The organism is Mariniphaga anaerophila (assembly GCF_900129025.1).
GTDB lineage: Bacteria > Bacteroidota > Bacteroidia > Bacteroidales > Prolixibacteraceae > Mariniphaga > Mariniphaga anaerophila.
The window spans coordinates 1-12,630 of sequence record NZ_FQUM01000008.1 but is presented as its reverse complement, the minus strand read 5'-3'; the positions used below and the strand labels follow the sequence as shown (position 1 = coordinate 12,630).

Sequence of the window (12,630 nt, the reverse complement as noted above, 5' to 3'; positions counted from 1 at the left end):
CCAATCGGCAAAAAATTCATTTTGAACGCAAAAACCAGCGTTTGACTATTGCTCCTACTTCAAAATAATATCCGCAGATATAAAATAATGGTCGCTCGGAAAAAAGCCGTTTTCATTATCGCGAATTACCTGAGCACCCAGAGTCTTAGCTTTTCCCCGGGTGAGGATAAAATCAATGCGTCCTTTGTTTTTTCCGTCGTACTCTTCTCCCTTAAAAGCATGGTAAGTAAAACCAGGGTCGGAGTCTCCGTGCACAGATGAATAACTGTCATTCCACCCGGCACCAACGGCCTGTTGCAAAACCGGACTATTGAAACCGGTATTAAAATCGCCTGCCAGTATTTGAGGAAAATCGGTTTGATACTGGGCACTTTCTTCCACAATCATTTTCATCTGGGCCTCACGTGCAGCCTCCGAAATATGATCGAGATGAATATTCACCACCCGGAACTCCTTTTGTGTTCGGCGGTCTTTTAAACGTACCCAGTTCGCATGCCGGGCTCGTGCGGTTCCCCACGACATACTGCCGGCAATGTGAGGTGTTTCAGAAAGCCAGAAACACCCTTCTGAAACCAGCTCGTACCGTCGTTTTGAAAACAAAATTGTATTCTTAGCAATTCCGTGATACCCCTCAGAAAAACGATCCATGTCCGGCCCCTGAAAACCAAACGACACGTATCCGGGGAAAAACTCACGCATATCGGCATCCTGAATTTTAAGCACTTCCTGAAGACAAATAATATCAGGATTTTGCCGCTGAATAACCCGTCTGCAAAGCTTCTTCCGTGCATCCCAGCCCAAACCTTTTGCATCGTCAACAGGCAGAGCCACACGAATATTGCAACTTAAAATTTTATGCGCCAGCCTTTCCGGCATTTCTGGTTTCCCGGCAATCAAATCATTTCGAAAAAAGAACAGTCCTGCTGATGCCAAAGCTGTTCCCCTGAAAAATTCCCTGCGTTTCATTTTTGTTTAAACTATTTCGGTTCCTGCTTTTTGAAAATTCAGTAAAACTCCCGTTATTCTTTCAACTTAAAAGACGCCCTAATCGGAAAATGGTCGGAAGGATAGTATCCGCTGTAACTTGTTATAATTACGGTAGCATCCATCACGTCCAATTGGTTGGAATAAAAAATCCAATCGATTTTTTTACTTCCGGTGCCAGTCCATGCATGATACGTATTTCCCTTTTCTTGATGGGCGCACGCAAGTTTAATGCTTCCATTGTTTTTTAATGCCAGTATTTCGGGCGTATTTGGTTTTGCATTAAAATCACCCAGAACAACAACCGGCAACCCGGCAGAATTAGTTTTTACAACATTCGAAATGATGTTTGCCGTAGCAACCCTATCTTCGGACGAAGCAGTTGTCCAGTGACTGTTACAAAAGAAATAACGTTCCTTTGTTTCATTATCCATCAAAATCGCCCACGTTCCTGCCCTGTTGTCAGAAAACTGCATTTGAAAAGTACCTTGTGCCTTTCGGGAAAACCGGGATCGCCTGTAATAAATAATTTTTGGAGACCCATACTGTCCGGACGAGAGATACTTGTCGTAGCCGGCATTGTTCAACTGCTCGCTCAGCCAGTCCGACATCCAGTCAGCAGCCAGTTCCTGAACACCCAACACATCCGGTTTATTGTCCAAAATCACTTTGCGGATATTCTCTTTTCGCAGATCAAGAGATTGCGGATCACTATCCTTTTGATTTCTGAGGTTGAATGACATAACACTGAATTCCATGGAAACCGGTTCTTCCGTGTCCGGTTTATCCTCTTCTTTTTCGGGAATTTCCTGCTCTTTTTCACAAGCAAACAGGAAAAACACTCCGACAACAATTGTAAAAACTTTAACTAAAAATCTATCTGACGAATACAACATATTACTTTCCATTTTTTTTGAAATTCAAAATCAAGTCACTCCGGCACAAAAGGCTGCAATCCGCAATCCTAACGGGGCTCATTCCCCTACTCTACTCTCTGTTCGCAATCAGGGACGAAGGTACGCGCCCTGCTCCAGCAGTTCTTTTTGCAATTTTTCAACATTAACTTCCGATGGAAGAACATTGTCTTTAATGGCGATTCTGGCCGCCCTTCCGGCAGCTTCTCCCATTGCCATACACGGCGCCATAACCCGAATGGCAGACATGGCTTCATGAGTAGTGGAAATACTTCTTCCGGCTACCAACAGGTTTTCTACATTAAGCGGAACCAGCGAGCGATACGGAATATCGTAGCAGTCGCCACTCCATTCGAGCGTGCAATCGCCACCTTCCGGATGGTGAATATCCAAAGGATAACTGGCCACAGCAATGGCATCGTCAAAACGGCCACGGCCTAATATGTCATGTCGGTTCATTATATATTTCCCGACAATACGCCGGCTTTCGCGAATACCAAGGAATGGTGCAGTGCGCAACATTCGTGCATTTTCGAACCCGGGAACGTATTTCACCAGATATTTAAACACAGAATCAATTTGCTTTCTCGAAATCAGTTCGCCTTCGGTAAGACTCACCGGATCGGTTCCGTCCACTCCGTTAACGCGGGTCATGTTTATCCACGCCTCACCTTTCCGCAGTCCGGTAATTACAATGGTTCTGTCGGTTGGCAGCGACATGCCATCATTCTTTGCTTTCTGCATAATATTTCTCAATCCTACCAGAATAAACTGGTTGTTTTGTCCAAAATATTCAGCAGGAATAAAATCGGTAAGGTAGGTACGCGGTTCTTCCGCAATGCTCATGCGCAGTTTATCGGTATCCACGTCGCCAAGGCTGAACATTAGCGTTGGCGGTTGCATGCCACCGTTTTCGTTTCCTTTTTCACAGGGAACACCAGCCTGGTATGCCACATCGGCATCGCCGGTACAATCGATTATTACTTTTGCAAGAATGGCTTCGCGACCGGCCTTGCTTTCAATAATAATTCCTTTCAAATTGTTTTCTTCTTTGATTATCCCGGCAAACATGGTGTAAAGCATTACATCAACACCTTTTTCCTTGAGCATGTTAAATGCTACTGATTTCACTGCCTCAGGTTCTACCAACGTAATTCCCATATGCAGCGGACACGGACGGTGTTCGCTTGCGGCTTTCAACTCGGTTAAACGGTCGATGAATTTTTGTGGCAGCCCCTTAATAATCTGATTTCCTTTTTGCCCGAGGAAACCGAGAATAGGCAAACCGATTGTCATATTTCCGCCGAGGAAACTACGACCTTCAATCAAAGCTACTTTCATTCCGTCTTCGGCAGCAGCCTGGGCAGCAATAATTCCTGACGGGCCGCCACCAACTACCAACACGTCAACATCCATTCGTACCGGCAATTTCCTTTCCGGTTCCACAACGTATTTCATTTCTTCTCTCATCTTATTATTATTTGTTATTAAAGGCTTAAGATGAAACTCCCATGGTGCTTATATTTCGCGTTTGTGTGAATATTTTTCTCATGGTCGTTTCATTTGCATGTTTTTTTTTATTAGTCTATTTATCAATCCTATTTTACCGGGATTACCAGTTCCTCCCCGGAACGTCCGGGAGCAGAAACAAAAATTTTATCTTCGGTAAGACGAACAAGTCTCCAGTTATCGGGTCCTTGCACCAAAGAGCCGGTTTGCACCTGAACCATTTTCGAATTGTCCCCAACCGGGAAATAATCCACCAGGTTTTTGTGACGATGCCCTGCCAGAATGAGTTTTGCATTGGGGCTGCTTTTCAATACCGAATAAATCTGGTTTGAATAATTCTCGTCGGGAGTAACACTCTTCATGGGAATATGCATAAATACAATCTCGATATCGTCGTCCGATTCATTTAACTGAGCGCTTAGCCAATACCGCTGAGCATCATTAATACATGGCACTTTGTACTTTTCGTCTTTCTGAAATTTATAAAATGCATTGTCGAGAAAGATGAACCGGTAGGTGGTTGTTCCTACCTGAAACAGTTCGCTGTAATAAGTTCCGTTTTTAAAACAGTGAACATTGCGAATCCAGGCCGCGCGGGCACTTCCCGAATTATTCTGATGATGTTTCAGCTTATTGTTTGCCCAGTTAAAACTAAACAGGTCGTGATTACCCAGAGCCAGAAAAACCGGAGTACGGTAGTCATCCAGCAAGCGGGAAAACTGCACGATTTGGACATTTAGATTTTGTTCCGTTGCAGTATTTGCTTCGAAAAAATCGACTAAATCACCGGTTGCAATAACCATATCACTACCTGTCTTTTCGGGCATTGTTTGCAGAAAGTTCCTCAGACGATTTTCCCCCTGGTCGTACAGCTTTAGTTTGCGCGACTCAATCATTTCATCCAAATAACCCGGCTGGTTAAAAATTGTATGCAAGTCGGTTATGTGCAAAAAAGAGAGCGTGTCTGTCTGCGCATCAACAGTGCCATTAAACAGAAAAAAAATGATACAAATTGCATTGAACATTTTTGATAAATACATATTTCCTTTGGATTTATTGTTTTGCAATTGCGGTTTCTTTCGGAATTTCCGGACGAATCATTTTCCACAAAATGAATAAGGTTAACGGGTGAAGAACCGCCATTACCATAAAAATCCAGCCGGTCCCGACCGAGGTCATAAAATGCCCAATTAAGTAATTAAAGATTACGGCACCGGCAGCTCCAAAACCACCGGCAATTCCTAATACACTGGCAACATTATTTATGGGAAACGTTTCGGCAATAAGTACGCTTTCGGTGTAAATCCAGCTCAGGGCAACGGCTGCCAAAACACTAAATTTGATGATGGTTACTGCCACGCCCCAGCTATCGGGTAACAGAATAACCGGAGCCAGAAAAGCAACGTAGCTCAGCATAACCTTACGCGAACGAAGAGCGGGTTTTCCGCGACGCACCATCCAGTCAGACCAGGCAGAAGAAGCGATTCCTCCCAGGCTGGCAGCCAGAAAAGGAATCCAGCCAACCATTCCAAGTTGCGAAAGGCTCAATCCTGATTCTTCCATCAGAAAACCGGGCAACCAAAACAGGATGAAATACCACACCGGGTCGGTAATAAAACGAATCAGCACAATTCCCCACAAACTTTTCCGGGTCCATAGTTTTCCCCAGCTGAACGCCGGCGAATTTTCGCTAACGCTGTCGCCCGAAACCGTATCTTTAACATATCCTTTTGGCGGTTCTTTATAAAGGAAAAACCAGACTAAAGCGACAACAATGCCCACAATTCCGGGAATGATAAATGCTGAATGCCAGGTAAACGTAAGTACCAGCCAGGCTATAAAAGGCGGAGCAATTACAGAACCGATTGTACCACCGGCCACTGAAATAGAATTTGCCGTCGCACGCAATTTTCCTGAAAACCATTTAGTCACCACTTTTATTTGCGCCGGATATGTTGTTGGCTCTGCCAGTCCCAAAAGGCTTCTAAAAATTGCAAACGGAAACAACGTTCGGGCCAACCCGCTACCAATTGAGCTGAATGACCAGGTAAGCACACCCCAAAACATAATTTTACGCGCACCGAACTTATCTACCAGCCAGCCGGAAATGGGATACATTACTGCGTAACATATGGTAAACACATTTATGATTAACGCATACCCGGCATCGTCAAGCGAAAACTCTTCTTTCAATATCGGTTTTAAAATCGATACAACCTGACGATCCACATAACTAAAAACAGTAATTACAAATATTATTGCTACTATAAACCAACGCCTCTTCTCTGGGCTTATGAATGATGACATAATCTCTTTTTGATTAGTTCTATTTAATTTTTGACTACTTCTTTTTCTCTACAAATCTGTTAATCGGTTTGCAACAATTCCTTCTGGTCACACCCGCCGCCACTGAGTTCTATAACCGATAGCGACTCTGCAAATCAATTCTTCGCCAACCTTCAAACGCATTGCTTTTTCAGGTAGAACCCGACAAAATTAATTTCATTGCTCAAAATATATTTTATAAAATTCTAAATATTGCATTTTAATTTATTCACCTTTTAAACGAAGCAATTCGGAATACACAGTTCCAAAACGGTCGGTTACCTCTACTCTTATTTCTTTAGCATTTTCCGATGGTTTTGCAGAGAAAACATGCTCTGTGCGGGTGGGTTCCAGCGAACCTTTTTCTTCGGGCATTTCGCTGCCAAACATATTTTTGTAAGCCTGCGGATCGTAACCCAGATAGCGTTCCATCTCTCCTTTCCTCACACCGTCTTCAAACCAAATAACCCGCCAGTCGTCGTCCCAGTTCCATACATTTGCAACAATATTCTCAGGGCGTTCAGGGCTCTCCCCTTTCGGATACAATCTGAGCTGAAAAGAGCGCTCAATTCCAGTAGGTTTATAGTACCACGAAATGTCATCTCCCGAAACCTGATAAACTGCGTATCCACCCGGTGTCCCGTCGGTGCAAATATTTCCGATCCACCAGGCATTACAGGCCGAAGCATGGTTATGTTCCATCCAGTTGTCATTCTCTGCTGTTTCGTTGTAATGCGTGTGCCCCGACATAATATGCACCCGATAAGGTTTTATTATATCGTAAAGCTCATTCCGGTTACCAACCGTTGCTGTTTTTAATTCGTTCCGAACCGCGCTTTTCAGAAAGGTAATTTCAAAAACCGGAATATGGAGAGAAACAACAACCGTGCTTCCCTGCGGAACATACTGAAGGTCTTTTTTCAGCCACCGGAGCTGTTCGCCGGCAATATGTCCCATGTATTTTCTCCTTTTGTTTTTATATGCTTCGTCGTCGCCTTTAAAAAACACATCGTTCAGCACCACATAATGTATTTTACCGCGATTAAACGAATAATACGTGGGACCAAAATTTTCTTTAAACTGATGTGTTGATGCTTTTGCTGTGAGAGCCGAATAATCGATATCGTGATTACCTACCACCTGAAAAAAAGGAACATTCATTTGCCTGACTGCCTTTTTGTAATCGGCATACAGGTTGAACTTTTCGAAAACAATGTCGCCACATGTAATTCCATGCACAGGAATATTTCCCAGCTCGCCAATGTGAGCAGCGATATCTGGTACAGATTCGGTCATCATCCGTTGCACATCTCCCGTGGTTTTCACCTGCGGATCGGCCCAGACTATAAAGGCATGGCGGGTATCATCCAGCGCATTCCGTTGCAGTTCAAAATTAATCTTCCGGCTACTCATACCGGCAGGTAAGATTTCGTAAAACTTAGCAACCCCGTTTTCGTTGGGAAATTTATAGCCAGAAGGCACCGAAATAAAAATGAATTCGGCTTCCGAATTTACTTCCAGCCTGTAATTTCCTGAACCATCGGTAAGCGTTGTTTCAAAACCGTCACTCACCACTACTCCCTCAATGCCGGCACCATTCTCTGCAACCTGCCCGGAAACAATTCCGGACACCTGTTTTTCCGCACTGTTTTCTGCAGCAAAAATGCCGAATGCAAAAAACACGGAAAGAAGGAACAACCAGCCTCTGAGAGAAAAATACTTGTTTGCCATTTTATTGGATTAAAATAAAGCAGCATGTTGAGTTACCCCGGATTTACCGGAATAACTCAACAGCTTACATTTCCAGAAACAATCCTTCGGATTTTAATATCCGGGGTTTTGTTTCAAATTATCGTTTATCATAATTTCTTTTGAAGGAATCGGCCACAAATATTGCCTGGACTCATCAAAGTTTCGTTCGACCAAAAGCTTTATGAGGCCGTTTTCGTACATGGGTTCAAAATCAGGAATGCCATTTTCGTCAATTTCAGGTACTCCCGGAAAAAACCACAAACCTTCATCTACAACTTTATCTTTTAACTCTGCAACATCAAGCAAACCATAAATAGGCGTACCTAATGCTTTCCCTGCAATTTTCCAACGAATTAAATCGAAATACCTGCGGTTTTCCCAGGCGAGTTCAACACGTCTTTCCATTCGCAAAACAGTACGCATTTTGGCCTGTGATTCTTTTGCTACCGCTGGATAACTTTGTACATCAGATACATTAACACCATAAGCGCGGGCACGAACCTGATTAATGGCATTAATTGCCAAATCGTCGATTTCATTCAGCTCAATTTTTGCTTCGGCATACATCAGCAACACATCGGCATACCTCATAATAATAATGTCGAAGTCTGATTCAGTGTCCCCGGCCCAGTCTTCATCCACTCCTTTTTTCAAGCTCAATCCGTTATAAGAAGCGTACCTGTCAACACCGCGCGAATCTTTGTTTTTAACCATTCCGCCTGTTGCTACGTTCAGTACCTTTTTACTGTCCGGATGAGGATCGTAAACATATCCCAGGAACTCTGTTCCGAACTCAACAATGGTCATTGCACAACGCGGGTCTCTGTTTTTGAACGGCTCTCTTGGATCGTAGAGGGGCGACTCGTCAATTGGCAGCCCGTCGGTACATAGAAATGAGCTGAACAAATCCCATGAAGGTTGTGCAACAGCCGAACCTCCGGCAGTTCGTGGAATAAAGTTTTTCGTTTTCCAGGTAGATCCCAATTCTGCCAGGCGAGGCAGCGCAAAAATGGTTTCTTCTGAATTTTTCGTTTTCGATAAAAAGTAATCTGCAAAATCGGGATGCAGAGAATAAACTCCAAGATCGATGCAGGCTTTGGCAGCATCTCTGACAATTTCCCAGTCGGAAAAGCACAAGGCCGTTCTTGCTTTAAAGGCCAAAGCAGCGCCCCTGGTTGCCCGGCTCAATTCCGTTCCTTTATAAGAAACCGGTAACTTTTTGATGGCTTCATCAAAATCCTGATACACTGTTTCCAGAATGACGTCTTTATCGGTACGCCCCATTGCAAACGCTTCCTCAATTGTTATATCATTTGTAAAAAAGGGCACGTTTCCGAAATAAAACACCAATCTTGAATAAAGGGCAGCTCTTACAAACATTGCTTCACCGGTAAATTGGTCAAACATTTCCTGAGGAATTTCGCCTTCAACCTTATACAAATTATTCAGAATTTTATTGGCACGCGCAATTCCTTTGTAGGTACTTAACCAAAGATTTTCAATGGTGTTCCATTCGCTGGTAACAGTCCCGTTTCGAACTGGATTTGTCGCCTGACGCTGACTCCAGTCATCGGTAAAGCGATCCATCTCGAAATTAGTTTCCATATCCCATAAATAGGTGCGATACAAATCGTTCAGCGCCATGTTTATTTCAACTTCATCGGAATACCAGTTTTCGCTGGACCCTTCAGATAGCGGGTTTAAATCCAGCTCTGCGCACGACATGAGTAAAAATATACCCAGAAAGCCTATTATAATTTTATTAGTCATTGTTTTCAGCTTTAAAATTTAACAGAAAGTCCAACATTAAATGATTTTGAGATGTAAGAGTTGTAGGAAACCTCAGGGTCCCAACCTTTTGGATAATGGTTAAACGAGAACAAATCTGAAGCCGATGCAAAAAGGCGAACACCGTTTAAACGAACTCTTTGAACCACCTGTTTTGGCAATGTATAACCCAGAGTTATGTTTTTTAGCCTGAAATAAGCGCCGTTTATTAACCAGAAGTCTGACATTTCGTAGTTATTATTTTCGGCGCCTACGTATGATAAACGCGGGTATTTTGCGTTGAGATTTTGCTCTTCGGTATTGTAAAGACTCCAGTAATTTCCGTCAATTATTTTCGGGGCATTTGTCCACCCGCTGTAGAACGGTTTAACCATTTGAGGCACAACCCTGCTGTTCTGTTTTCCAACTCCCTGAACAACAACAGAAAGGTCAAACCCTTTATAATCAGCACTAATATTTCCTCCGTAAACAAAACGGGGCAACGAACCGCCAAGCAACACCCTGTCATAATCTGGGGTAATTTGTCCGTCAGGAACGCCGTCGGGGCCACTTATGTCAATATATTTTACATCGCCCGGTTTTACAGAAGAGTACAAAAGCGGCGAATCGTCAATTTCTTTCTGGGTCTGAAATAACCCGTCAGACAGGTATCCGTACCATTCGTTGTACTCACTTCCTTCTCTTTTAATTATGCTTCCGTCAAAAACAATTCCGCCAAGGTCGCCCATTTTTGAAATATAGTCGGACACATTAAAAGAAGCAGCATAGTTAAGTTCGCCAACCTTATCTCTCCACGACAGCTGAATTTCCCATCCTTTGGTGTCCATTGTCCCGGTGTTCTGGTCAGGATTTTCATATCCCATGAAATCCGGAACTTCCAGCTCCAACAACATATCTTTGGTTTTCTTCACGTAATAATCTCCGGAGAACAATAATCTGTTATCGAAAAAATTGGCATCAATCCCCACATCCCAGGTTTCTGTAGTTTCCCAGGTAATATCGGGAATAGCGTATTGATATTGAGCAGCAGTTGTTGACGAAACAATTGAGCCGTTCTGATAAAACAACGCATTAGAAAATCCGATTGAAGCCTGGTACGGATAATTTCCAATTCTTTCGTTCCCCAGTGTTCCCCATGATGCGCGAAGCTTCAGAAACGACAAAGCAGAAACATCTTTCATGAAATCTTCTTCGGAAATTGCCCATCCGGCAGAAAAAGAAGGGAAGGCGGCCCAGCGGTAATCGGGATGAAACCGGGAAGAGCCATCGTAGCGAATATTTGCCTGGGCAAAATACTTGCTTTTGTAGTCGTAAATTACCCGTCCAAAATAAGATCTGTATGCAGATTCCAATGCAGAACCCGAGTTTTCCTGATAATCTAACGGCCCCAAATCGAGATAGGGGAAATTTGACAATAAATACTTATCCCGAAAAGCAGAAAGCGATTCGTTGAAAAGCTCAAAATCTTCGTAACCGGCCATTAAGTTTACATTGTGTGCATCGTTAAACGAATTCAAGTATTTTACCAACAACTGTTTGGTCATGGTTTTCTTGTCGTTTCGTTCCTCTTTCAATGAAGTATTTTCGTGACCGGCAATATATCCCAAAAACGTTGTCGGGTCGTCGGCATCGTAATAAGGGATTTGTTTTACAAACTTTTTGTTTTTTGCAAAATGTAACGTAGGCGCCACTACTCCGGTAATGGTAAGGTTTTTTACGGGTTTAAAATCGAGGGCAATTTTACCGAACAATTTATTGTTTCTCAAATTATTATACCCGCCATAATTTAATGCAGCGTATTCATTTGAGCTACTTTTCCCTTCTGCAACTCTACCATCAGACCAAACTGCAGCATAAATCGGAGCATAACGCAAAGCGTCGTAAACCGGGTTACCTACCGGATTTTCAGACAAGGAGGAGTTAAAAGAAAAATCAATTGTTCCGGATAAATAGTCGTTAATATTAATGGTGTTATTCACCCGGGTAGATATTCTTTCGTAACTATTATAATCGTACAATGCTTCGCTGTACTCGTAGTTAATAGAAGCGTTTGTTTTCACTTTTTCGCCGCCGTGAGACAACGAAAGATTATGCGTTTGCCTCGGTGCGTAATCGTTTAACAAAAGGCCAACCCAGTCGGTAACCGGGTATTCATTAGGATTGGTTTTATTCCATTCCATCCAGTTTTCTATTTCGTCTTTTGAATAAACTCCGTACTCGCCGCCTTCTTTATTACCGGCATCATTCCAGGTTTGTTCGTTCGACATTTCCATGTAACGAACTGCATCTACCACCTCAGGAAATTCCGTGGGCTTTTCTATTCCGAAGCTGGCGCTGTACTCCATATTTATCTGGCCTTTTTTCGCTCTCCGGGTAGTGATAAGCACAACTCCCGACGCTGCCCTTGCACCGTAAATTGAAGCGGAAGCCGCATCTTTTAAAACCGAAATATCCTGAATATCGTTGGGGTTTATATCGTTGATATTACTAACCGGGACTCCGTCAACAATAATCAGCGGATTGCTATCGCTAATAGTTGTAATCCCGCGTACACGAATAGTTGCACTTGCTCCTGGTTCGGAATTGCTCCTTGTGATGGTAACACCGGGCATCGAGCCCTGTAATGCCTGCGAAAGTTGAGTTGCCTGCCTTTTTGCAACCAAATCGCCATTAACCGTAGCAACCGCTCCTGTTAAATCCTTTTTTCGCATTGTTCCATAACCAATGGCAACAACTTCTTCGATGGCAACATTTTGAGCCTCCATTTTTAGATTAAGCTCTTTTCTGCCATTAACACTGATTTCCTCAGTCTGCATCCCCACAAAAGAGAATACCAAAACAGCGTCACTATAAATACCTGAGAAAGAATAATTTCCGTCAAAATCAGTAACTATCCCATTTGTTGTACCTTTCTGAACAATAGTAACTCCGGGTAAAGGTAACCCGGCAGAATCAGTCACTTTTCCTGAAACAGACCAATTTTTTTGTTGTGCTGTTGCAGCTTCGCCTGTGGTTTGGGCTACAGCGCCGGATGTGATACAGGTAAAAAGCAGTGTTGCTAACATACTTACCGCCAATCCTGACTTTATTGAGTTTAGAATTACCCATAAAAGGTATCTATGGACTACGCCATCTCTTTTCATAGATATTAAATTATTAGTTATTAATTGTTTGAATTTCACTCGATTTTAGCCGAGAGGTATTAGTTTCTATCCTATTTTTCAGAGGCAACAAGCGGCCACACTTCCACCGGCCGGTCAGATTCCACAATGTCAGGCTTTGCGGTTAACGCTTCTGCATATGCCTTCCGGCGCTCTTCTTTTGTTTTCAGCTTATCAATGGTGGGGGCATAAGAAAC

General features: G+C 43.1%; 8 protein-coding genes. All 8 read right to left on the bottom strand.

The window, feature by feature from the left end; all coding sequences use genetic code 11:
- Positions 1–54: 54 nt before the first annotated feature.
- The 8 genes from BUB08_RS15610 to BUB08_RS15575 all read right to left on the bottom strand — a co-directional run bounded on the left by BUB08_RS15610 (position 55) and on the right by BUB08_RS15575 (position 12,415).
- Entirely contained in the window at positions 55–966 is a 912-nt protein-coding gene (locus BUB08_RS15610) for an endonuclease/exonuclease/phosphatase family protein (RefSeq protein ID WP_073002849.1), read from the bottom strand.
- 53 nt (positions 967–1,019) lie between these two features.
- Positions 1,020–1,892 carry an endonuclease/exonuclease/phosphatase family protein gene (locus BUB08_RS15605; protein ID WP_073002848.1) on the bottom strand — a complete coding sequence of 291 codons (873 nt, stop codon included), beginning with the start codon at positions 1,890–1,892 and terminating at the stop codon, positions 1,020–1,022.
- A gap of 96 nt (positions 1,893–1,988) precedes the next feature.
- Positions 1,989–3,368 carry an FAD-dependent oxidoreductase gene (locus tag BUB08_RS15600; protein WP_073002847.1) on the bottom strand — a complete coding sequence of 460 codons (1,380 nt, stop codon included), beginning with the start codon at positions 3,366–3,368 and terminating at the stop codon, positions 1,989–1,991.
- A gap of 128 nt (positions 3,369–3,496) precedes the next feature.
- A complete protein-coding gene (locus BUB08_RS15595) occupies positions 3,497–4,432 on the bottom strand; it encodes a metallophosphoesterase family protein (protein ID WP_175550024.1) in 936 nt (311 codons plus the stop codon).
- A 28-nt stretch (positions 4,433–4,460) separates the two neighbouring features.
- Positions 4,461–5,714, bottom strand: coding sequence for an MFS transporter (locus tag BUB08_RS15590; RefSeq protein ID WP_073002845.1), 1,254 nt, complete (start codon positions 5,712–5,714; stop codon positions 4,461–4,463).
- A 243-nt stretch (positions 5,715–5,957) separates the two neighbouring features.
- The gene (locus BUB08_RS15585; RefSeq protein WP_073002844.1) at positions 5,958–7,463 is read right to left on the bottom strand and encodes a calcineurin-like phosphoesterase C-terminal domain-containing protein; all 1,506 of its coding nucleotides are present in this window, start codon (positions 7,461–7,463) and stop codon (positions 5,958–5,960) included.
- 93 nt (positions 7,464–7,556) lie between these two features.
- Positions 7,557–9,254: a RagB/SusD family nutrient uptake outer membrane protein gene (locus BUB08_RS15580; RefSeq protein ID WP_073002843.1), complete on the bottom strand. Its 1,698-nt coding sequence runs from the start codon at positions 9,252–9,254 to the stop codon at positions 7,557–7,559.
- Between the two features lie 11 nt (positions 9,255–9,265).
- Positions 9,266–12,415 (bottom strand): SusC/RagA family TonB-linked outer membrane protein, encoded by a 3,150-nt coding sequence (locus BUB08_RS15575; RefSeq protein ID WP_139249746.1) that lies wholly within the window; start codon positions 12,413–12,415, stop codon positions 9,266–9,268.
- Positions 12,416–12,630 lie beyond the last annotated feature (215 nt).